At 43.8% G+C, this 21,357-nt stretch carries 23 protein-coding genes and 1 tRNA gene; 3 read left to right on the forward strand and 21 right to left on the reverse strand.

Annotated features, from left to right (window positions below; all coding sequences use genetic code 11):
* Nucleotides 1–139 precede the first annotated feature (139 nt).
* Together HED67_RS08740 and HED67_RS08745 are read right to left on the reverse strand one after the other, a co-directional pair.
* A complete protein-coding gene (locus HED67_RS08740) occupies nucleotides 140–2,176 on the reverse strand; it encodes a molybdopterin-containing oxidoreductase family protein (protein ID WP_221718070.1) in 2,037 nt (678 codons plus the stop codon).
* Between the two features lie 27 nt (nucleotides 2,177–2,203).
* A complete protein-coding gene (locus tag HED67_RS08745) occupies nucleotides 2,204–2,677 on the reverse strand; it encodes a pyridoxamine 5'-phosphate oxidase family protein (RefSeq protein ID WP_221718071.1) in 474 nt (157 codons plus the stop codon).
* Between the two features lie 175 nt (nucleotides 2,678–2,852).
* Here HED67_RS08745 and HED67_RS08750 point away from each other — a divergent pair, with 175 nt between their 5' ends.
* Together HED67_RS08750 and HED67_RS08755 are read left to right on the forward strand one after the other, a co-directional pair.
* Entirely contained in the window at nucleotides 2,853–4,211 is a 1,359-nt protein-coding gene (locus HED67_RS08750; protein WP_221718072.1) for a C-GCAxxG-C-C family (seleno)protein, read from the forward strand.
* Nucleotides 4,212–4,336: 125 nt separating this feature from the next.
* Nucleotides 4,337–5,203: a hypothetical protein gene (locus HED67_RS08755; protein ID WP_221718073.1), complete on the forward strand. Its 867-nt coding sequence runs from the start codon at nucleotides 4,337–4,339 to the stop codon at nucleotides 5,201–5,203.
* A gap of 64 nt (nucleotides 5,204–5,267) precedes the next feature.
* Here HED67_RS08755 and thiW read toward each other — a convergent pair whose 3' ends face one another.
* The 19 genes from thiW to HED67_RS08850 all read right to left on the reverse strand — a co-directional run bounded on the left by thiW (nucleotide 5,268) and on the right by HED67_RS08850 (nucleotide 20,478).
* On the reverse strand, nucleotides 5,268–5,771 hold the full coding sequence (thiW, locus tag HED67_RS08760) for an energy coupling factor transporter S component ThiW (RefSeq protein ID WP_221718074.1): 504 nt from the start codon (nucleotides 5,769–5,771) through the stop codon (nucleotides 5,268–5,270).
* 269 nt (nucleotides 5,772–6,040) lie between these two features.
* Complete coding sequence (locus HED67_RS08765; protein ID WP_221718075.1) at nucleotides 6,041–6,535, reverse strand: DUF3368 domain-containing protein; 495 nt, start codon at nucleotides 6,533–6,535, stop codon at nucleotides 6,041–6,043.
* A complete protein-coding gene (locus tag HED67_RS08770) occupies nucleotides 6,532–6,822 on the reverse strand; it encodes a UPF0175 family protein (protein WP_221718076.1) in 291 nt (96 codons plus the stop codon). The genes HED67_RS08765 and HED67_RS08770 overlap by 4 nt, the downstream gene beginning before the upstream one ends.
* 256 nt (nucleotides 6,823–7,078) lie before the next feature.
* A tRNA-Thr gene (locus HED67_RS08775) sits at nucleotides 7,079–7,151 on the reverse strand.
* Nucleotides 7,152–7,262: 111 nt separating this feature from the next.
* Complete coding sequence (locus tag HED67_RS08780) at nucleotides 7,263–8,432, reverse strand: CapA family protein (protein ID WP_221718077.1); 1,170 nt, start codon at nucleotides 8,430–8,432, stop codon at nucleotides 7,263–7,265.
* Nucleotides 8,433–8,489: 57 nt separating this feature from the next.
* Nucleotides 8,490–9,032, reverse strand: coding sequence for a hypothetical protein (locus HED67_RS08785; protein WP_221718078.1), 543 nt, complete (start codon nucleotides 9,030–9,032; stop codon nucleotides 8,490–8,492).
* 136 nt (nucleotides 9,033–9,168) lie between these two features.
* A complete protein-coding gene (locus HED67_RS08790; protein WP_221718079.1) occupies nucleotides 9,169–10,245 on the reverse strand; it encodes a transglutaminase domain-containing protein in 1,077 nt (358 codons plus the stop codon).
* A gap of 90 nt (nucleotides 10,246–10,335) precedes the next feature.
* Nucleotides 10,336–11,154: a hypothetical protein gene (locus HED67_RS08795; RefSeq protein WP_221718080.1), complete on the reverse strand. Its 819-nt coding sequence runs from the start codon at nucleotides 11,152–11,154 to the stop codon at nucleotides 10,336–10,338.
* A gap of 92 nt (nucleotides 11,155–11,246) precedes the next feature.
* Nucleotides 11,247–11,528 carry a hypothetical protein gene (locus tag HED67_RS08800; RefSeq protein WP_221718081.1) on the reverse strand — a complete coding sequence of 94 codons (282 nt, stop codon included), beginning with the start codon at nucleotides 11,526–11,528 and terminating at the stop codon, nucleotides 11,247–11,249.
* A 35-nt stretch (nucleotides 11,529–11,563) separates the two neighbouring features.
* The gene (locus tag HED67_RS08805; protein WP_221718082.1) at nucleotides 11,564–11,839 is read right to left on the reverse strand and encodes a hypothetical protein; all 276 of its coding nucleotides are present in this window, start codon (nucleotides 11,837–11,839) and stop codon (nucleotides 11,564–11,566) included.
* Between the two features lie 110 nt (nucleotides 11,840–11,949).
* The gene (locus HED67_RS08810; protein ID WP_221718083.1) at nucleotides 11,950–15,237 is read right to left on the reverse strand and encodes an FtsK/SpoIIIE domain-containing protein; all 3,288 of its coding nucleotides are present in this window, start codon (nucleotides 15,235–15,237) and stop codon (nucleotides 11,950–11,952) included.
* Between the two features lie 111 nt (nucleotides 15,238–15,348).
* Nucleotides 15,349–15,525: a hypothetical protein gene (locus HED67_RS08815; RefSeq protein ID WP_221718084.1), complete on the reverse strand. Its 177-nt coding sequence runs from the start codon at nucleotides 15,523–15,525 to the stop codon at nucleotides 15,349–15,351.
* Nucleotides 15,526–15,644: 119 nt separating this feature from the next.
* Nucleotides 15,645–17,321 (reverse strand): recombinase family protein, encoded by a 1,677-nt coding sequence (locus tag HED67_RS08820; RefSeq protein WP_002569190.1) that lies wholly within the window; start codon nucleotides 17,319–17,321, stop codon nucleotides 15,645–15,647.
* A gap of 100 nt (nucleotides 17,322–17,421) precedes the next feature.
* Nucleotides 17,422–17,649: a transposon-encoded TnpW family protein gene (locus HED67_RS17235; protein ID WP_004613661.1), complete on the reverse strand. Its 228-nt coding sequence runs from the start codon at nucleotides 17,647–17,649 to the stop codon at nucleotides 17,422–17,424.
* 417 nt (nucleotides 17,650–18,066) lie between these two features.
* Nucleotides 18,067–18,327, reverse strand: coding sequence for a helix-turn-helix domain-containing protein (locus tag HED67_RS08830; protein ID WP_002569189.1), 261 nt, complete (start codon nucleotides 18,325–18,327; stop codon nucleotides 18,067–18,069).
* Entirely contained in the window at nucleotides 18,308–18,748 is a 441-nt protein-coding gene (locus HED67_RS08835) for an RNA polymerase sigma factor (RefSeq protein ID WP_002569188.1), read from the reverse strand. Before HED67_RS08835 ends, HED67_RS08830 begins: the two co-directional genes overlap by 20 nt.
* A gap of 101 nt (nucleotides 18,749–18,849) precedes the next feature.
* Nucleotides 18,850–19,035 (reverse strand): hypothetical protein, encoded by a 186-nt coding sequence (locus HED67_RS08840; protein ID WP_009243795.1) that lies wholly within the window; start codon nucleotides 19,033–19,035, stop codon nucleotides 18,850–18,852.
* A gap of 250 nt (nucleotides 19,036–19,285) precedes the next feature.
* Nucleotides 19,286–20,275, reverse strand: a complete 990-nt coding sequence (rlmN, locus tag HED67_RS08845; protein WP_002569187.1) for a 23S rRNA (adenine(2503)-C(2))-methyltransferase RlmN — start codon at nucleotides 20,273–20,275, stop codon at nucleotides 19,286–19,288.
* 23 nt (nucleotides 20,276–20,298) lie between these two features.
* Entirely contained in the window at nucleotides 20,299–20,478 is a 180-nt protein-coding gene (locus tag HED67_RS08850) for a cysteine-rich KTR domain-containing protein (protein WP_002588768.1), read from the reverse strand.
* Between the two features lie 384 nt (nucleotides 20,479–20,862).
* Here HED67_RS08850 and HED67_RS08855 point away from each other — a divergent pair, with 384 nt between their 5' ends.
* Nucleotides 20,863–21,216, forward strand: coding sequence for a helix-turn-helix transcriptional regulator (locus HED67_RS08855; RefSeq protein ID WP_002569186.1), 354 nt, complete (start codon nucleotides 20,863–20,865; stop codon nucleotides 21,214–21,216).
* Nucleotides 21,217–21,357 lie beyond the last annotated feature (141 nt).

Below are 21,357 nucleotides of genomic sequence, written 5' to 3' on the forward strand. Positions count from 1 at the left end.
TACATTTTTCTTCCAGACATAGAAATAACCCCTTTCATTAGACTTACATTTTTGTCTAACAAAAGGGGTTCACTTCAATCACCGGCTGCGGTGTTTTTCACTTTTATTCATATCGTATTGCTGTTTCAGGGCATATCATTTATCTGCTATCTTCAATTGACAACGGACGAATATCAATCCGATTATCGTTCATTGTCGTTGCCGCACCAATATCGGACAAACGCCCATGGGTCAATGTGTTAAATCCACAGCCATTTTGTGTCTGATGGCTGGCAAACACACCTTCCGACACAGCATTTCCGATAGCTACACGCTGATCTATACAAGCCGTAAACTGCACTTCCCCCAACTCATTAAATGCGATGACAGACATACCATCCTCAATCTTCCTTACTTTTGCATCTTCCGGATTCAGCCAGAGTGTCATGCCTTTCCTGGATGTCATCAGCTGTTCCCTGTCAAGGAAGGTTGAATTAAGACTCCACACACTTGGGGCAGCCACCAGATGCAGCGGATAGTCCTGACATTTTCCGCTGTAACCTGCGGTATAATGCGGCATCGGTTCTGCCAGTTTCTCATTGACAATCATCATTTTGCCGGTTTCAGTGCCAAAGCCCAAATGATCTGAAAATGGCAGCACAACAGAACCGCCCTGTCGGAGCGTTTCCTTCGCCTCATCGGAAGTCTCTGCAATCGCCCTGGTCGGATGACTCAGCAAAACCTCCAGCAGCTCATCCTCTGACCGGTCAAAATAATCATCCTCATACCCCATTCCTTTTGCCAGAAGGCAGAATGTATCCCAGTTGCTCCTGCATTCTCCCGGTGCATCCACCAGTTTACGGCCTGTACTCAGGGTACAATACCCATAAGCCCGATAAATATCCGTCTGTTCCACGGAAAATGTGGCCGGCAGTACAATATCCGCATATCTGGCAGTATCTGTCATAAAGCGTTCATGCACAACGGTAAATAAATCTTCCCGTTCAAGTCCTCGGATAATCAGCTGCTGATCACTGACTGTATTGGCAGGATTGCATCCATACACATAAAATCCCCTAACTGCCTCTTTTCCTTCCATGGCAAGGGCCTGCCCGATCTGATTGATATTGATCTTTCTTGCCGGCTTCTTTCGGAAGTCCGGACGGGTGATCAGCGATTTATTCACATAATCCGTATCAATCGGCGTACAGCCACATAACCCGCCGCCAGGATGCTGCCATGCCCCGGTCAGCGCGGATAAAATCGTAATCAGACGCACCGTCATACCGCCATTGCCATGGCGGGAATTACCGCTTCCCAGTATAATGGCCGGTGCCTTGGCCTGACCAAATTCTCTGGCCAGCTGCCGGATCACTTCTGCCGGAATACCGGTTTCACTCTCAGCCCATTCCGGGGTATAGACATCCAGTGTCTCTGCAAATGCCGGATATCCACTGGTATACTTCTCCACAAAAGATTTATCCACCAAATGTTCATTCTTAAGCACATGCATCATGGATAAAGCCAGTGCCCCGTCTGTTCCCGCCTTGATGGTGATCACCTGGTCACAGTACGCTGCCGTCGGATTCGGATACACATCGATCAATATTTTCTTCTTATGTCTGTTGACCGGTTTCTGCAGATCCACCAGAGTCTGAAGTCTTGTGGCTGCCATATTACAGCTCCAAATCAGATACAGATCACTGTCATTTAACTCTGTCGGCTCAAGACATCCTGTTTTCCCCACAACCGCATCATAGCCGGCACCTTTTGCCGATGAACACAGTGTTTTGACAAGCTCCGACGCACCCATACGGTTAAAAAAGGCATCCCCGCAGTTACGCTGAATATCGCTCATGACGCCAGAATAGACACAGGGTAAAATCGCCTCGGCACCCCATTTCGCTATGATTGCTTTAAACTGATCTGTAATCTCCCTTACTGCCTCGTCCCAACTGATCGGCTCAAACTTTGCTTCACCCTTTCTGCCCACACGACGCAGAGGTGTCCTCAGCCTGTCTGCTGAATAAATATCCTGCTCATAGTGCTGCATCTTGCGGCAAATGCCGTTCTTGGACACTGGATGTGTCTTATCATTCTTCACTTTGATCAATCTGCCGTCTTCAATCTCTGCCTCAAGTCCACAGGTGGAAGGGCAGTCATACGGGCAGGACATTTTATGAATTGTTGTCGCCATCTTATATCCGTCCTTTATCATCTATATCTATTTCTTAAAACGTCTCTTGCCGGTAAATTCTTCAACAGTAATCTTCAGAACTTCAACCGCCAGTGTATGCTTCACTTCCATCACAAAATCTTCCCCTGTCTGGTGCTTCATCAGCAGTTCCAAGGCTTTAATCTTCTCATCCACATCCGTAATGATCTCACAATGTCCCCGGCCCACAACACTTGCATACCGAAAATTGTAAGCACAGGCATACTTTGCCGGGATCATTTCATGATCATAATCCATTTCAAAGCAAACATGATCGTCCTTCCGAAGCAGATCCAGTTTCTTTCCTTCTTTGGCACTGTGAAGATAAATCACCAACTGACCATTTTCATAGCTGTATGCAAAATTCATAGCCACAATATACGGCCACTCGCCGTCCACCAACGCAATATGACACACTCTGCAGTGGTCGATAATATCGATCATCCCACCCACATCTGTTACTTCTCTGTCAGCTCTTCTCATCGCACATTTCCTCCGAATCCTTTTATATTTATTTAATCATACCATAACTGGCATTCTTCATTGCCCCTTATAAATTTAATAGTAGCACGAAGTCCTGTTAATTGCAAAACAATTAAAGACATTATGAAATGTCTATAGTATAATTAAATTATGCGAACACTCGAGGAGGTATTATATGCTACGTAAAATTGCAAATGATTTTTATATGAATCAGAATTATAACTGCGGGGAATGCATCCTGCGCGCTGCCAACAAGGCCTATGATCTCGGTCTTGATGAACGCGCATTAAAGCTGGCTTCCGGATTCGGCGCTGGTATGGGCTGCGGCAATACGTGCGGTGCGCTTTCAGCTGCCATGTCTGTGCTCAGCCTGCTTTTCTGCGGTGACAAGGCCCATGAAACAGAAGGCTTCAAGGAACTCTGTGCAGAATATGTTGACACTTTCAAGGCTTCCCTCGGCAGTGACAACTGTGAGGAATTGAAGGCGCGCTATCGTTATCCAGAGGGTGATGACCGTCGCTGCCTGATCACAGTTGAAAAGGCCGCTGATGTTCTGGAGGCATTTATTGCCTCCCATCAGAGTGAACCTGCTTCCGATGCACCGTCTGAGACACCTGTCAGTGCGGATGAGATTAAACGGCTGAAAGGCCTTGGCTTTTTAAATAATAAAGGAACAAACAGATTCAACGCCCGTGTCGTTACCGGCAACGGACGGATCACAACTGCCCAGGCGAGATGTATTGCCGATGCTGCAGCCCTTTACGGCAGCGGCCAGATCACGATGACAACCCGACTCTCACAAGAAGTCATCGGCGTCGAATACGACAAGATTCCTGATTTTATCGCTTATCTTGCCAAAGAAGGACTTGAAACCGGCGGTACAGGTGCCAAAATCCGTCCTGTAGTTTCCTGTAAAGGTACCACCTGTCAGTACGGACTGATTGATACATATGCTTTATCTGAGAAAATCCATCATCTTTTCTACAAAGGTTATCACGGATTAACACTTCCGCACAAGTTCAAGATTGCCGTTGGCGGATGTCCGAACAACTGTGTCAAGCCATCCCTGAACGACTTTGGTATCTACGGTCAGCGTGTTCCTCAGCCAAACACAGATCTCTGCAAGGGCTGTAAGAAATGTCAGATTGAAGCTGCCTGTCCGATCAGTCTGCCGAAAGTCGTTGACGGCAAGGTATTTATTGACCCTGACAAATGCAACCGCTGCGGACGCTGTCTCCATAAGTGTCCATTCCATGTGAATGAAGATTATATCGCCGGTTATTCCATCGTCATCGGCGGACGCTGGGGCAAGAAAGTAGCTATGGGCCAGCGGATTCCTAAGATTTTTACCACAGAGGAAGAAGTTCTGGCCACCCTTGAGAAGACCATCCTCTTCTTTGCAGAACAGGGCCAGAAAGGGGAACGTCTCTCCGATACCATCCATCGCATCGGTTTTGAGAAAGTGACCAAAGAGCTGCTCAGTGATGATATCCTCAGCAGAAAGGACGCCATTGTGGGCAATGCACTGAAATAAATCTCTACATCAGCCTTTCTGCTGTATATGAATAATGATTTGACAAGAACAAGAAAGACTCCTTTTCATATGATATATCAGGAAATGTGATTTTCCAGTACACTCATTTGAAAGGAGTCTTATTTATGCCTACTTTTTCCAATCAGGCACAACTTTCCTATAATGGCATCACAGCCAATTCCAATATCGCTTACGGTCAGATTCTGGAAGTGTTAGCTGCATCGAAAACAGCACTTTCTGACACTTATGCCTCCGGCGACCGTATCACTTATATTTTCAGTATTGTCAATTCCGGCACAACAGCCTTTAGCGATTTGACCGTCAATGACAATCTCGGTGCTTACAGCTTTACAACGGATACCCCGGAAACTATCACCCTGTACCCACTCACTTACATTCCGAATTCCATGCAGCTGCTTATTAACGGCACTTTGCAGCCTGCACCAACCGTCACCGCCGCAGATGGCATCACAATAACCGGTGTCTCTATTCCGTCCGGCGGCAATGCTGCATTTATCTACCAGGCTGATATCAATGATTATGCGCCCCTTGCTGCAGCGGGCAACGTGATAAACACTGTCCGTGTCACCGGCGCCCAACTGGCTGCACCGCTGACAGCCACACACACAATTTCAACAGCCACTGTGCCTAATCTGTCCATTGTCAAAGGCATCTGTCCTGCTCAAGTTGCTGAAAACGGCCGCATCACTTATACTTTTGGTATTCAGAATTATGGCAATACCGCCACCACCGATGATGATCTGGTTCAGATTACAGACACATTTACACCGATTCTTTCGGATATCTCCGTCACCTACAATGGAACAGTTCTGCCGACATCAAACTACAGCTACAATCAGGCAACCGGTGTTTTCTCCACCAACGCAGGTGTCATCAATATACCGGCCGCCACATATGTACAAAACCAGACAACCGGCGCCTATACACTGACCCCAGGCACAGCGACGGTAACTGTGACCGGAAATATTTAAAATACATCACTAACCCTTATTAATCTACAGATTCAGAGGCTGGGTCTTTCCCAGTCTCTGACATTTAGCTGTTGATCTGCTGCTGAATCCTGGCCAGCACCTTTGTTTGCTTCATTGTCATTGTGATCACAGTGGCCATGATCGTGCCGCCAACAGTACTGATCAGAAATGGTACAACAAAGGTGAATAAAGCTGCCGTCTGATTGCCCATCAGCACTGCGGCAATCGGATAAGACAGCATGCCGCCGATAATACCTGTACCGACCACTTCGCCGATATAAGCTGCCGGCAGCTTTTTCATCCACTTGTACAACAGACCGGATAATAGAGCTCCGCACATGCTTCCCGGAAAGGCCAGAAGTGTTCCAAGTCCCAGAATATTACGAATCAATGCTGCCAGAAAGGCTGCCGCCAGTCCATACCATGGGCCTAATAAAATGGCACACATTACATTCACCAGATGCTGAATCGGTGAACATCTCGACCCCAGAACAGGAAATGAAAATAAGCTGCCTGCAACAGCGATGGCCGCAAAAAAGGCAGTTAGTGTCAATTTTTTGATATTCATAACGCTTTTCCTCTCTTTTGCACACTAAAAATAGCTGTCCTGACATCCGTCGACAGCTATTTCTATAAAACAACCGGATTTCCTGTATATTATACCTTTGCCGCAATCGTTTGTAAATAAAGCAGCAAAATTTTCCCAGGTTCCAGATCAAAAAGCTATGTATCGATTATTCTCTACTTTTTGTCACAGATTGCTTCCATTGTCATTGCATATCTGTATCCATTTTCAAGTTTTTAATCAATCTCTTTCGGACTCCATCTGAGTCATACTTAATCTTGTAATCTATCCAAAAGCATTTGATAATGTCGCTGCCCTATATGACGTCCGGCACGCTGTAATCCATTAATACATGCTCGTACTTCATCTGATGTCAATTCATCCTCTTCATACGCAGCCATAAGAATTCCTATTGTCCCCATAATTTTAAGCCCCATCTGTGCAGACACACTTCTCTCTTTTGCTTCATCCATCAATAATAAATCTGCTTCTAGTTCATCTGTCCGAACAATCGCTTCACTCTCACCCTGGTCAAGCCCCGTTGCTCTTTTTAATACACTTGCGGACTCCTGATTATTAACAGGTTTAACTACAATAAATGATTTTTGTCGAATCTGATCTGCTTCCGTCCTAAAACGTTTATCAACTGTTAATTCATCAAATACTGCTGTAGGAATCATAACATCACCAAACAGTCTTTCCAACAGCTCTAACCTATTAATTTTGAGCAGTGATATCAATGGTGTTGTATCAGATACAACAATCATACCAATTCCTCCGCTTTTTTGAGCTGCCTAAAAGTTTCCAATTCCTCATCCAAATCATCCATTGTCATATCAAAATATGAATAGCCCAGTTTATCATACAAATCAATCAACTCTGCTTTTCTAATTCCAAGAATTTCTGCTGCTCGACCATGTGATATTGTCTGATTTAATATATACGGATACAGCAACAATGCATTTCTGGTAAGTTCTGTTTCCGGATTCCTAGTTACCAAATACTTTGACATACCAACCGGAACTTTAATTGTTACAGATTCTGTTGTCACCATAATATCCCATCCTTTCCTTAGAAACTCAACTCTACATAATCATTACCTATATCATTTAATATATGCATATTTTAAATATTGTCTGTTTCTTTTATTATATCTGTTATTAAAGGTTTTCACAACCCAATTTTTGTATCCCATTTCACGCGTAGTAGACAAATAGTAGACAAACCTCAAAAAAAGCCCCCTTTTTTACACATTTTTCAAAACGCAAAAAAAGCCGGAAACCCTCAATTCTCCAGAGTTTCCGGCTTGAAGCTAACAGCGGGAATCGAACCCGCGACCTACGCATTACGAGTGCGTCGCTCTACCGACTGAGCCATGTTAGCCTACCTGTTCCATTATATCATTTATTCTGAAAATGGCAACAGTTATTTTTTAATTGTTTCCATAATGTCCCCGCAATTATTCAGAACCGGATATAATTTTTGTATCATGTTTTACATCTGTTCCAAAATATATGCTTTGACAGCTTCCAACTTACACTCTTTCCATGCACCTTTGGCCTCTTCCTGGGCAATCGGATAGATAATCTGGAAATCCAGAGCCTCACCCGGTACACGGCCACTGCGCTTTTCTTCATAGAAATGGTCTTTCCACTGTGCTTCTGTAGCATTCTTGAATTTATCCGGATATAAGAACAGCTGCTGACGCTTTGTTGCAGCTAAGAACATTTTCGCTGCCAATGGTTCAAGCTTATTATAATCATCCTCCTGAATATCAGCAAAAATCTTCGGAAGCGGTGCCGTCTCTATATGTTCATTCTCACGGTTGATCTTCAGTCCCAGTGCTTCAAAGGAATATTTTGTCTCTGTAAAATGCAGTTTCAGCAGAATGCCTTTTTCAGTATTGAACTGTGCACGCTGATAATCTGTATCAAAGATAAAATTGCCCAATGAGTAAAAAATCATCTTATCTCCAACGGTTTCATAATTCATCGGCACATGAGGATGATGACAGACAACAAGATCTGCTCCCATCTCAAGATAAGCATGATACCGTTCCCTTGTATACGGAGATGGAATCGCTGTAAACTCTTCGCCGCCATGAGCTACCACCACACACCAGCGGCATTTGGCCTTGATTTCCTGAATGACGCTGCGAATGACCTCCATCTCACTCCAGCTGAGGCAGCCGCCTTTATCTTCTCCGGCCGGTTTGCAGCCGCGCTGATAGCCAACAGCAAAGATTCCGATACCTCCAGCTTCATCAAGAATTAATGGTTTCGCTGCATCCGTCATATTCATGCCGACACCGATGGGCTTCGCACCAAACTTCTCTGCCTCCTGAAGGGTCATGGCCAGACCGTCCTGTCCGGCATCCATGATATGATTGTTGCAGAGGTTCCAGATATCTGCATGAATATCCTTCAAAACTCTCTCAGCTGCCGGATTGATGGTGTGCATCAGGCGCATCTCGGCTGCCTGCATCAGTGTCGCCGTATTGTCCACCAACGGGCCTTCCACATTGGCCACTACATGGTCTGCACTGGTCAGAAATTCCAGAATTCCCGGTGCCAGAAGGGCATCATCCTCCCATTTTTTGTCCATATATTTATCAAAACCGATATCTCCTGTAAAGGCGATTGTTGTACTTTCTTTCAATTCCATTACCTCTGTTTGTTATCATTATCTAATATTCAAAAAACACCGCAGCCCTGCATACATTTATTCCAGTCCACAGGTATCGATCATCTTCCCAAGATTACCGACGCGGTGTGCATCTTCCGTATTCATATAACAAATTTTAAAATCACATTTTTTCTTCAGATCATTAAAACTTCTGGTCAGTATCTCCATAGACTGGCTATTGCCTTCCGGCGCATAATCGCTAATAATCACCAGTCTGTACATCTCGCTGTTCAGGCCTGCCGCCTCCATCTGCTCTTCCTCCCCGGGCATAAAATCGTTCAGCAGTTCGTAACAGCGAAGTAATGTCCCGCTGATGCTGTATGTGGTTGCAAACTCTTCCGGTGTTTCTCTGAATCCTTCTTCATAAACAGTAAAAGGACGGACAACGACCTCTCTGCTGCCATAAACAAAGGCCTGCCCAAACATCAGGGCCTCCATTTTCTCATAAAATGCCTGAGCATCCCACAATGCTTCCGTTACTTTCCGAAGCCGTTCAGTCTGGTGCTTGCCCGGATGCATTTCCCTCAACATACAGTAGCATACATATACGTTATCCGTCTCTGATTTTCCTATTTTCATGAAAGCCTCCTACTGAGTGAAATCTTCTCCTGTCTCTTTCTTTCACTCTGATCTGTGCTCATCTGCTTCTCTATTATCATCGTATATCCAAAAGCAAATGTCAATGCATTTTTATACGAAAAGACAAATAATAATATCACATTTTGTACAGATTCATTGTTCCCAGCCTTTCATTGAAATAATAACTGTATCGATAAAACAGCTTTCTATTCCTTTGAACCTCCTGCAGCGCATCCAATATCAGTTTTTTAGGATCTCCTGACAACAAGTACTTCTGTTTCAAACCTTTCAGGCCGGCTGCACGTTTCTGGCAATCAATACGAATTCGGATCCGGTCACTGTCAATCTGCTGATCAATAATACGCCGCATATCCTCATAGTCTTCTGCATATTTTCCTGTACGGTAAAAATAGTTGTCCTTATGTGCTGTGCAGGACGGAATCACATCTTTTGGCCGATGATCAACTGATATATCCGCTGTAGTCAGATTAAAGTAATCAAACTTAAAATGGCGTTCCTTATGTACTCCATCACTTCCTGTTAAATCCATCACATCCCATGTCGGATCCACATGATACCACTGACCGCAGACCTTCACAAGATTCCACGCATGAAGCGTATTTTCAGTAAACTCCCCCTTGTTATCCGCATATCCGACAACAACAATGCAGGGAAGCCCAACCGAATCGCAAAGTAGCTTAAATGCTTTGGCAATCCCCTCACAAACTGCTTTTTTATCAAGAAATGCGCCAACGATAGAATGTGCTCTATGATAATTTTTTATTTTTAAAGACTCATAATCATAAGCCACGCTTTTCACCACTGAATTGTGCAGAAACATTTCCATTTTAAATGGATCCTCCCGATACTCAAGAGCTTTATAAAGCACTTTATCCACTGTATTGTGCATCTCAGCAATCATTGTTTTTGCCTCATTCCCTGAATATAAATATTCAGGATAAAGTGTCCACTCACAATTTTGATGCGAATGACTTACATTGTATTGATTGACATAAAAAAATACAGGATGGTCATACAGCACTTTGTAATAAATATCAGATACACTTTTCATTCCCGGATAAAGCAAAACCCTAATGGCTGACTGGTGACAATGCAGACCATCACAGATGATTCTGTAGGCCAACTGCTCATTTTCATTCATTTGCTGATAATAATAGCTCTGTCTGTCCATTTTTTGTCTCGCTTTCTCCAAAACACCTCATTGATAGCTGCGGTTGATACCTTCATCCTCATCGTCCGTTTTAATACGCTCTCCGTACACCCTTTTCGAAATAACGATGTACTAGAAAATATCTTTCGGCGGTACATAGTTCGGATTGGCACCTCTGTAATGCATCGTCACTTCCGCATCATTATGAGACACCTCAATACGCATAGACTGTGCCGGATAAAGTTGCTTCATGCGCCGCAATGTCATTCTTGCCAGTGCAAAAGCCAGACCTTCACATTCTTCCGGAGAATGCAGGTCGCGAAATCTTTTTTTACTGAAATTGAAATCATCTATGGAATTGCTGTACCGACTGTCATGGTAAGTATAAGTAATCCCTGTATTTATCACGGTATAAACCAGATCCGCTTCCACAAAAGCCATATTGGAGCCATGATCAGCATGTGAAATCATTCGCTGAAACATCATCTCCTGATGATCAATCATCGGTGTGAAAAGATCCGCTTTTGCCATGGCACGGTCACAATACTTCCGAACCTCTGTATCATAAGCTGCTGCTTCTTTCTGAGTTTTCATATCCGCCTCTTTTTGGGCCTTTTTTTTATCTGCATTTCCTTTGGCCCGAATTTCCTTCATCCTTCTCTCAATATTTGCATTTGTATCATTTACTTTGCCGCATGCCGCTCCCCACATTCCAATCGGTATCAGAAAACCAACAACAAACCCAATCAACCCTCCTGTAAATGCACCAATTACCCATCCCAAAAGAACACCGCCAATGATGTATCCCGTTGCTTCCGGTTTTTTCTCTGGTTTCAGCGCATTGATTTCCCGCAAAACACGACTGTCAATCTCACTTGCTTTCCGATTTGCTTCTGCATTATTGTTCAAACGCATCTGCTCTTTCATCCTACTGTTATTAATTGGATCCATTGCCTGCTCCTTTGCGCAGGATGTTTAATCACATCCTGCGTCTTCCAAATGATATCTTCTCATGTAAATATTTCTGATATTTTGACTGCTGTTTACAGCCCCAGCGCCAAAAGCTCCGACACTTCGTCCGCCTGGCGCTCAATTTTTAAGGCCAGATAATTTAAGGCCTCTCTGCCTTTTTCCTGCTCTGCATTGACACTGTCAATGATTTCAATGATTTCATCTTCATATACTCCCAGTTCATCAGACACATCCGCCACTCTCTGTCTGAGAGCACGGCCTGCCTCCTCAAAATTATCATTGAAATGATGCAGATCAGAAGCCAGTTTCTGAAGGTTCTCTACCCCCTGCTGATTAATTCCGTATCCTGCCATGTGATTCTCCCCCTTTTCCCTTATTCGATACGGATTTAAAAAGATTCTCCTGACTCTTCAATTCTTCGTATCTTTGAAAGAATCTTTCCTCTCAATTCCTCTGCCTGAATAAGTACCTTTGATAAGGATACAATGCACTCTTCCACTTTGATAATGGCCTTTTGGCTATACACATCATGTGCCATGTTATCGCTGCAGTCAATAACCGCATCATGCATCTTCTCCAGATCATCATTGACTGCATTCATATACTCCGTCAAAGCTCTTGCCGCCGTACGCAGCGCATCTGTACTTACATTCCTGTCTGACATAAAATTTCCTCCCAAAAACTTAATCTATCTCCTTAACTTCATGCCTCTATTCTAACAAAATCTGCTTTTCCAACCTTTCCCGGTCTCAACAAAAATACGTCTTATCTGCCTCAGCCAAAAATATTGTGGTAAAAATGCGGCTTCATCATCCATGTATCTCTGCCATTGGTATACATAAAAGTATCCTTTGCCAGTTCCACCGCCTTTTTACTGCATCCAATCTCCGCCGCATCCGCTCTTGTCATATGGAATACCAGCTGATGATGAAAAACTTTCACATCCATTCGTGTATTCACGAAATCTTCTGCCTGTTCAAAACCGAATAAAAAATGGATATCATTCATTGAAATTCTTTTTAATACCCATTCCAAATCCTTCCTGACATCGCAAATACCTGCGTCATCCGACGAAGTTTTTCCCTTTTCGGAAACCGAAGCATTGTATTCCGCAATCAAACGTTTCTTCTCGTTGACATCCTGCGTATTTTTGATTTTTCTCAGAATATCTGCCTGCGATTCCTGCGGTTCTTTAAAACGGCCTGCTTTCAGGCTATCTGCATCGCCAAAAAGTGCCATCTCCTCTGCCATTCGCTCATAGCCCAATACAATGACCAGCTTTTTCTCCTTACCTTTATCCAGAATCTGCTGTTTTATTTTTTTGACGGATGCACAGACAGCCTCTGTTCCAAGGTGACACGGAAACCCTCTAAGCAGTGTTGTGCTGTACTTTTTATAAACCCGGCTGTCTGGATGTGCCCAAAACTCAACACCGCCTCCACAGCGTCTGTAGCTGTTAATCACCGATACAATGACACTCATTGCATATTCATATCCGCCGCCTGTCACCAACATATTTTCCGACGGACGATTTGTCAGGGCAAAAGGCCGTGCCAGCTGAAATCCTCTCGGTACGCCTGGATAAACCAGAACGTCCTCCGGATTAAGTTTCCCCGACACCTTAGCCTCAGTCTCATACCTTTTGTAAAAAGGTACCTGACTCTTAAAAGTCTGAAGTTTACTGCCGTCAATCATTACCGGATGTTTATCACGATAAAATCTGTCCGGACCTAAAGCACTGTTTTCTGCCGCCTGCATATGCTGATTCAGCATGTCAATCATATGCTCAACTTCATTCTCCCTTGTATACATATTTTTCAGATGTAAGACACGGATTTCACCACTGCTGTCTCTCCATTTAAACAGAGATTCAAAAACCGGCAATGAACAAATTTCATTCTGCAAAGCTTCCGTCATCATGGAGGAAGACAATCCCAGCGTCTCCTTGATCTCCTGCGGCGTATTATAGAGGGCAAAACGCTGCTGAATCTGCTTTCTGGCCGGTTCTGTCAGACCTTCAACACCGTCTGAATAGGTCTGACTGGCAAAAATAAATTTAAAGCCGAAAGCAGCACCTTCTCGGAGAAGATTTTCCAATTTTAATGTGTAATCCGCTTTATAGCCATCGCCCTTTGTCATCCTCAAAATCTGTGACATCTGTGCAAATTCATCAATTATAATAAAAATTGCAGGCATATCCACTTCCGGCGGTACATCTTCCAGTTTTTTCCACTGATTCTGTGAAAAAATACGCTTCCTTTCCTCAAGAATTTCCTGCAGGCGGTCAATGATATCAAATACCACTTCCTCTGACTTTTCAAGCAGCACATACTTTACATGAGGCGGTGTATGTGTCATATATCTGCTGAATTCCAGCATTTTGAAATCCAGCAGCCATAATTCCAATTCATCCGGATGATAATTCATAACCAGGCCGCTGATTATTGTATGAAGCAGTGTAGATTTACCGGAACGTGCAGCCCCCATCATATAAGCTGCAAACATTTCATTCTCAAAGCTGGCTCTGACCGGCTGATCCTCCTCATCCACCGCAAAGGCAATCTCAATCGGCTTTCTTTTTCCCTTTGAGCGCTTCGGCAATGTTACAGGAAAGCGATCAAAAAAAGCTGTTCCTTTTTCATTTGGCATCATATTTTTCTGAATTTCCGTTATAAAAGTATCCGGCAGATTTGCCGGTGCCTGCAGCCACCGAAACAATGTATTGCGCCCCTGTTCATCCTTCCAATAAAAACGGCCCATTGAATCACCGCGCACATACAGACAACGGCCGTCACTCCCCATTTCAGCTGATAAATCCTGTCTTCCAAAGGGATAACCGATTCCTTCCGCATCACTTTTCTTCACCAATTCAATGACAACAATTCCCAACCGCTCTGCATTATTCAGCAGATACATCCATTCCGATGATTGATATGTAGGATACTTCGCCGCCTCCCTGTTAATAACCAGCAGGCGATGCGGAATCTGATATGCCGGTTCGTGGGTCTGATTATACTGTTCCGCACTCTGTGCACCAAGCTTTGCCTCAGCCTTATGATAATATGCTGCAAGCATTTTCAGCTGCATTTCAATTTCTTTGCTGCTGCAGGGAACCGGATCAATCATCCCTTTTTTCACCCCCGCCAACTTCGACAGTTGTCCAAGCAGATAACCATTATAATAAATTGAATCCAACAGAGAGACCCTGATATTGGACACTGAAAAATGACGGATATAATTCAGCAAAATTGCCATTATTCCTGCTCTCAGCTCTTTTTCATTATAGTCTGTATACTCAACCAGCAGCCTCTCAGCTCCACTTACATGAAATCCAACCGGATAACAGATACAATTATTCTGCTCATCAAAATACCTTCCCAGACTGTTTTCTAATACCGGCTTTAAAACTCTCGGAATATCTGCTGCCTGTGCAGCAAATCCAAACAGAATTTTCTGCTGTCTATTTTTCTTCTCCTGCTGCCACTGCATAAAATACTGAGGTGTAATCTCATAATGTCTCTCAATGGCACTGAACTGCCGCATCATTTCCTGAAAATCATCACCCCGTAAATATTGTCCGCATCTGGCCAGTATCCGTTTTTTTGATTCATTGATTTGATTAGCTTCATATTCGAACTGCTGCTTCGCCTGCTGCAGTGCTTTGTTTTCTTCGCCTTCAATGACGCTCAGATATTGATCCACATAAGCGCAATAGGCACCTGCCATACAAATCACTTTCTCAGCCAACGGGTCATAGCGGCAACTGATATCCACTTGCTGTGCCATTCTGTTCAATGTCTCTATATCAGGTTTGACCGGCGTTCTTTTTTCACTCTGAAGCCCTGTATCCGAGCTTGTTCTAGCAATACGATAAAATGTCAGGATCTCTTCTCTCATATTCAGCCAGGATTCCTTTTCTGCCGCAAAACGCGCCTTAATTTGCTGCACATCGCCGGCATAAATCGTTTCCAGCTTCTGTCTCTTCTGGTCCATCCTGTCAAATTCTTCATGCCAGCGTTCAAACACATTATTTAACCGGCTAATCTGTTCCTGTACTGTCATTGCAGCTCCCTACTTTCCTTATTCATTCTGTATCATATTCATTTCTGTTTCCATGTTTTAAGTATATCAATTTCAGTGAGCTGCCATGATCCCAGAAAATCTAAAAACCAGCTATAATGAACACAACAGCAGTACTTCATCCGCCTGCTTATTTAAAAGTTCTGCCAGACGGACAATATCATCTCTTCCCGATTTCAGTCCCTGAACGTTCTTATCTACGATTTCCGTGATTTCATCTGAATAAATTCCCAAATCATTCTCCAACGAATGGATTTTCCTTTTCAGCATCTGATCCTGTTCAAGCATATCATTCGTACATTTTAATAAATCCCGGCCCAAATTTTGTTGAGGTAAGATAACGATACCTTTTTTGCAGAGGGTGTTATCTTACCTCTTTTTGATGTATGTTAGATAGCATAACTCTTTACGTCGGCTCCTATCTGTCTGAAATAGGAGATACTTTCGGTAGGCTTGTCACCTGTATCAACTCTGCCGACAAAGCTATAAAAGATTTCGATTTTGCGGGTGTTCGTTTCCTTATCCAGTTCGTGAATAAGAATACGGTCAATAAATTCATGGACGTTTTCGTAGGTCAGTTCTTCAATCGCTGTGTATCTGCGTACCAGTGCGACAAACCTTTTTACGTCCGCGCTGCGCTCGGTGGCGTTGTCGATTTCCTGTGACAGCTCCGCAATCCTCCGGGTCAGCGTCTTTTTTTCTTCATCATAGCCGGAAGTCAGAAAAGCAAATTGTTCATCTGAAAGTTTCCCTAAAGCGTTGTCCTCGTAGAGCTTGCGGAATAAGATGTTCAGCTCGTTAATACGGTTCTGCGCCTTGTCAAGCTCTTTCCGCTGCTGTGTCAGCGTCTTTTGTACTGCCTTTGCGCTGCACTCGTTGGCTGTTTCGATAAACTCCTGTTCATGCTCTTTCACATAAGACGTTACTCGCTGCAAGTCTGCAAGGACAAGTTCTTTCAATACGCTTTTGCGGATATAATGCGTAGTGCAGAGCATATCATTTCTTGCCCGGTTGCGGTAGTTGCCGCAAGTGTAGGCGTGTTTCCGTTCAAGCGTCCCGGCTCCGCGTACTGCATACATTTTGTAGCCGCAGTCCCCGCAAAAGAGCAGCCCGGAAAACAGGTCAATTTCATCAACCTTTGTCGGGCGTTGCCGGGTGGCAATCCGCTTCTGTGCAAGTTCAAAGGTTTCTTCATCAATCAAAGGTTCGTGAGTGTTGGGGAAGAAATACCTTTTTTCCTCCGGGTTCTTTTTCGTCTTTTTCGACTTATAAGATACCTTGTAGGTTTTCCCGGTTATGGTATGCCCTAAATATTCTTTCCTTGTCAGAATGTCGTACAGCGTCTTATCCGGCCAGTTGTACCATGCGTTGAGCTGTGGGCGGGGGTGGCGTTTGCTCCCTGTCCTGCGGTAGCGCAGTTCCCCGACGGTCAGTATTTCATTGTCCCGCAGCCAGTTCTGGATTTCACACATACGGTCGCCCCGTACATACATTGCAAAAATCTGTTTTACGACGTGCGCCGTTTCCGGGTCGGGTATCAGATGATTGCGGTTATCCGGGTCGATAAGGTAGCCGTAAGGAGCTTCGCCGTTGACGCGCTCGCCTTTCTGCGCCTTTGCCTGTTTGACAGCCCGGATTTTCTTTGAGGTGTCGCGGGCGTAAAACTCGTTGAACCAGTTCCGCAGAGGGGTAAACTCGTTATCTTCCCTTGCTGTGTCTACACCGTCGTTAATGGCAATGTAGCGCACTTCATATTCGGGAAAGACAATCTCTATCAGCTCCCCGGTTTTCAGATAATTACGTCCCAGACGGGAAAGGTCTTTTGTTATGACGGTCGCCACGTTCCCGGCTTCAACCTCATGCAGCATGGCTTGAAGCCCCTCACGCTCAAAGCTCACGCCGGAAAATCCGTCGTCTACGAAAAAGCGCGTGTTGAAAAAGTGGTGTTCGTCAGCATACTTTTGTAAAATCAGTTTTTGGTTCTGTATGCTCTCGCTTTCCCCGGCTTGCATATCTTCCTGGCTCAATCTGCAATATAAAGCGGTAATCTTGTCTGTCTGTAACATTTTGTCCTCCTTTCCGACGACAGACAAGCATGGTATTTGTACTGTCTATATTATACCACATACCGCTGCCTGTGTCATGTATAAAATGTGAAGAAACGCCCTATTTCCGGGCGTTTGCGGGGTTCAGTTCCATGTCTTTGCGAATGAGTTTTTTTATCTTTTTATCCAGTGTGTCCGTTGCGCGTTCACTTGCGGACGAACATACAAGGTAAGTAACTTTTCCTATTTTATGCTCCGTTGTGGTAACGGGCGTTTGGTTTTGCGTCAAAGAAAATCCCCCTTTCTTTCGCAAACATATAATATAGTCTATGAATAGCAGCAAGTCCACTATTCAATAAAACAAAGGCTTTAATCGGACGGTTATTAGCATAACCTCATGGGAATTTCACCCCGGCATGGTTCTCATGCCGCCCTACCCATTGCCTGCGACGCTCTTAACGCTCGGACTGTGGCTGTAAGGAAGTATCATTGTATATTCTGCGTGTCGTCGCCCGCAAGCCGCTACACTTGCTTTCCGGCGCGGTGTTGGTCGCTCGGCTGTCCGGGCGGGGATAACCTCACCCGGATAGCGTCATGGCGCACCCGCCGTATGGCTCGGCGCAAAAGGAACGTATCCGATTTGCCCTATGCTGCGCCGCCGTTATCTTGCGCCGCTTTCTTTGTCAAGGTTCAGAATGGCTTTGCTGCCGCGTCAGCAGCGGAACGGAAAAGGGGGAGAGAGAAAGCGTCCCGCCGCCGCTGCGGTTTATTCCTCTGCCTTAAAGGTGAGGACAGCCATCATCAGTTTTGCTTGCAGCCGTTCCCGAATGTCGTGGTCTACGCCAAAATAGACGTTCCCGCGCTCGTCGTACAGCTTCCGCATGGAGAGGCGGGCTATGTAGCCGCTGAAATGCTGCAAGACAATCTTCATGGCGTCCGGGTCGCCCTTTGTCGCTGCCACAATGACAGGATAAGGAACAAGGGCATTTTCCGGGTAGCCGGGTTCGTTACCATTCGTCCCATTCATCAGCATTTTCCTCCAGATATTTTCTTAATTTCTCAAAAGAGCTTGTCCGCCTGTACTGTATCGTGCTTCTCGACGTGTTGAACAGCTCCGCAATCTCGGTATCGTTCATTCCCTCGAAGTAATACAGCAATATGGCTTTGCGCTTTTCTTCCGGCAAAGTACGGATTGCTTCAAGAAGCAGCTTTGGCGTGATTTTCTTCCCGGCTTTCTCAAAGACGGTTTCGGCGGCTTCACGTTTGAAATATTCATCAAACGTATGAAGCTGCCGCGCTTCGTCTAAGGTCATGTCGGAAAAGGTCACTTCCTTTGCCTTGTGTCTGCGAAGTTCTCTATGGGTGTCGCAAGCTTCATTGTGCAATACCGTATTACAAAACTTCTGAAAAGCACACTGTTTGTAAAACTCCCTGCTATTAGGTTCCACATTCTCACCTCCTTTCTCGTTGGAAAGTTGGTGGTGCTTCCCCCCTTTTCGCGGGGCAATACGGCGTTTTTCAAAAACGCCGAAGATTTTTTGAAATTTCTTCAAAAATTTTTTGAACGTACAAAATGCGCCCGTCCGAAAAGCCCGGACGGGCGCATAGGCATTGTAAGCAGTATCCAGATGATTAGACAGTTCATATATATAAGCGTAGTTTCCCCCGGTGGTGGGCGGGCTTTTTTTGATAAGTCAATAACTGTCGGATTTTGTCGATATGCTTTTTGCTTCATGGCGGCTACCTCCTTTAGCCGCCGATTTCAACAGTGATACCGCGTCATTTCATTAGAAGATAAAAAGAAACGGCGGCTTTGATTTTTCAAAGCTGCTGCGGAAATCAAAGAACGACAAGCAACAGTTCTGATTTTGCTCCAATATGGTTATTAGGGGCACAAATTAAAATCAAAAAAGAGCCGATAACAGCAGTATTTCAAACTGCATATTATCGGCTCTGCGTCTGTGCGTCTGGCTCTTTTAATTAAATTATTTCTGTTGTTTTTTGGCTTTATTATATGTATTAGCTAACTGTCCACAAGCTGCTTTAATCTCTCTACCATGAGAAACTCTCATGGTAACTTCAAGTCCTGTTTGCTCTAATTGATGTTTGAACGCAACCATTTCTTGTTTTTGTGGTGCTCTAATTTTTGAATTACTCGTCGGGTTGTATTGCAGCACGTTAATCATAACATTTTTGCCCTTAAACCATTTTGCAAGTTGCCTTATATCTGAGGAACGGTCATTTATACCTGGTAAAAGCAAATACGCAAATACCACTTTTCGATTATGCCTTTGAGAATAGGACAATGCTTGCTTAACAACATCTTCAATAGCGTACATGTGCATATGAGGAATGATACAGTTTCTCGCAGCCTGTGTTGCTGCATGTAAAGATATTGTCAACTGAATTTTTAGATGTTCTTCGCGCAATTTTTTTAATTGATTAACTGGACCAACTGTTGATACGGTAATGCCGTCGGTTGGAAAGTTAAGTCCATTTCTATCTCGAAGAATATGGATTGCTGCAATCAAGTTGTCGTAATTGAATAAAGGTTCTCCCATTCCCATAAAAACGATACGATTTACTTTTTGACGTATCAATACAACCTGCTGCACAATTTCAGACGGTGTTAGATTACGAACAAAACCATTGCGTCCGGACTCACAAAAAATACAGCCAACAGAACAACCAACTTGCGTACTTACGCAAACAGTCCCACCATCTCGCCGTTTAATAAAAACCGTTTCAATATACCTGTTATCTTTCAATTCATAAACATACTTTTCAGTATCGCTACTTTTATAGACTTTTTTTGTTGATATTGATAGATTTTCTTTGTGAAATGGCTGTTTATACAATTCCGTATATAAGGCTCTTGCTTTATCCTCTCCAATTACTTCCGACATTTCTTTGTAAGTAAATCCGTATGGGTCATTCAATATTTCCGTAGGTGTACTTTTAGGTAAGTGTTTCATTTAAATATCCTTCCTTTTCAAAATTAAAAAGTTTGTTTTTCAGAGTTTTTGATTATGATTTCTAGTTTTTCAACATCAACGATATGCGTTAATTTACATTTAGGGCAGAAAAGAGGAAAATTTCTTAATACCGTATTATAAAATACTTGAACCCTCGTCTTTCCGTTACAAATTGGACATTTTATCCAATATTTTTCAAGCATAATATTTCTCCTTTTGCGCAAAAAAATGCAGGTCAATTCTCAACATGAGCATTGACCTGCATTTATACATATAATACTACAACAAAATTAAGGCATAGTTTTTATACTATGTCTATACGTCGTTAGTTTTGTTGTATAGCATACGCAAAATAAGCATGACAAAAAAGCCCATATTGAAAATGGGAAAAATCTTTTTTGATTTCAATGCTTATCGAATACGCATGCTATGTAACATAAACATTCCCCCCCTTTTATATAATATTATATACAAAAGCAGCTTGTTGTCAACATATATATATATGAATTATTTTGGCTAACTGATAGAACTACGTAGACATATCCAAGAAGAAAGGGGAACAGTAAAATGTAATAGGGTGAATAACTATGGCAAAAAGACCAGTACCACGATACGACTTTAAGGCTTTTGGGGCAGCGATAAAGGCAGCGCGTGAGGGATGCAAGGAGAGCCGCAAGAAAGTAGGCGACGAAATGTTTATCTCGCCGCGCTACCTTGCGAACATTGAGAACAAGGGGCAGCACCCAAGTTTACAGATATTCTTTGAGCTGATACAGCGTTACCATATATCCGTAGACCAATTCCTTTTAGAAACGCCGCCGGAGAAGAACACGCAGCGGCGGCAGCTTGACGCGCTTCTTGACGGTATGAGCGATACAGGCATACGGATTGTAACCGCAACGGCAAAGGAGATTTCCGAAGTCGAAAAAGAGGGCGAATAGGAATGTCCGACTTAAAACTGAACAGGATTTAGAAAGCGTTGTAATCTTTTTTGAGGTTGCAGCGTTTTTCTTTTGCGTAAGTTTGGCAAAATCGCTTTTTCTCCGTAGTAGGTGATAAGAGCCTAAAGGATAAAAACATTC

The organism is Pseudocoprococcus catus (assembly GCF_019734885.1).
Taxonomy (GTDB): domain Bacteria; phylum Bacillota; class Clostridia; order Lachnospirales; family Lachnospiraceae; genus Coprococcus_A; species Coprococcus_A catus.

What these genes read in the sequence shown, in the direction of transcription:
- HED67_RS08740 (WP_221718070.1), bottom strand. Translation starts at nt 2,176, where the DNA reads ATGGCGACAACAATTCATAAAATGTCCTGCCCGTATGACTGCCCTTCC.
- HED67_RS08745 (WP_221718071.1), bottom strand. Translation starts at nt 2,677, where the DNA reads ATGAGAAGAGCTGACAGAGAAGTAACAGATGTGGGTGGGATGATCGAT.
- HED67_RS08750 (WP_221718072.1), top strand. Translation starts at nt 2,853, where the DNA reads ATGCTACGTAAAATTGCAAATGATTTTTATATGAATCAGAATTATAAC.
- HED67_RS08755 (WP_221718073.1), top strand. Translation starts at nt 4,337, where the DNA reads ATGCCTACTTTTTCCAATCAGGCACAACTTTCCTATAATGGCATCACA.
- thiW (WP_221718074.1), bottom strand. Translation starts at nt 5,771, where the DNA reads ATGAATATCAAAAAATTGACACTAACTGCCTTTTTTGCGGCCATCGCT.
- HED67_RS08765 (WP_221718075.1), bottom strand. Translation starts at nt 6,535, where the DNA reads ATGATTGTTGTATCTGATACAACACCATTGATATCACTGCTCAAAATT.
- HED67_RS08770 (WP_221718076.1), bottom strand. Translation starts at nt 6,822, where the DNA reads ATGGTGACAACAGAATCTGTAACAATTAAAGTTCCGGTTGGTATGTCA.
- HED67_RS08780 (WP_221718077.1), bottom strand. Translation starts at nt 8,432, where the DNA reads ATGGAATTGAAAGAAAGTACAACAATCGCCTTTACAGGAGATATCGGT.
- HED67_RS08785 (WP_221718078.1), bottom strand. Translation starts at nt 9,032, where the DNA reads ATGAAAATAGGAAAATCAGAGACGGATAACGTATATGTATGCTACTGT.
- HED67_RS08795 (WP_221718080.1), bottom strand. Translation starts at nt 11,154, where the DNA reads ATGGATCCAATTAATAACAGTAGGATGAAAGAGCAGATGCGTTTGAAC.
- HED67_RS08800 (WP_221718081.1), bottom strand. Translation starts at nt 11,528, where the DNA reads ATGGCAGGATACGGAATTAATCAGCAGGGGGTAGAGAACCTTCAGAAA.
- HED67_RS08805 (WP_221718082.1), bottom strand. Translation starts at nt 11,839, where the DNA reads ATGTCAGACAGGAATGTAAGTACAGATGCGCTGCGTACGGCGGCAAGA.
- HED67_RS08810 (WP_221718083.1), bottom strand. Translation starts at nt 15,237, where the DNA reads ATGACAGTACAGGAACAGATTAGCCGGTTAAATAATGTGTTTGAACGC.
- HED67_RS08815 (WP_221718084.1), bottom strand. Translation starts at nt 15,525, where the DNA reads ATGCTGAAAAGGAAAATCCATTCGTTGGAGAATGATTTGGGAATTTAT.
- HED67_RS08820 (WP_002569190.1), bottom strand. Translation starts at nt 17,321, where the DNA reads ATGTTACAGACAGACAAGATTACCGCTTTATATTGCAGATTGAGCCAG.
- HED67_RS08830 (WP_002569189.1), bottom strand. Translation starts at nt 18,327, where the DNA reads ATGAATGGGACGAATGGTAACGAACCCGGCTACCCGGAAAATGCCCTT.
- HED67_RS08840 (WP_009243795.1), bottom strand. Translation starts at nt 19,035, where the DNA reads ATGAAGCAAAAAGCATATCGACAAAATCCGACAGTTATTGACTTATCA.
- rlmN (WP_002569187.1), bottom strand. Translation starts at nt 20,275, where the DNA reads ATGAAACACTTACCTAAAAGTACACCTACGGAAATATTGAATGACCCA.
- HED67_RS08850 (WP_002588768.1), bottom strand. Translation starts at nt 20,478, where the DNA reads ATGCTTGAAAAATATTGGATAAAATGTCCAATTTGTAACGGAAAGACG.
- HED67_RS08855 (WP_002569186.1), top strand. Translation starts at nt 20,863, where the DNA reads ATGGCAAAAAGACCAGTACCACGATACGACTTTAAGGCTTTTGGGGCA.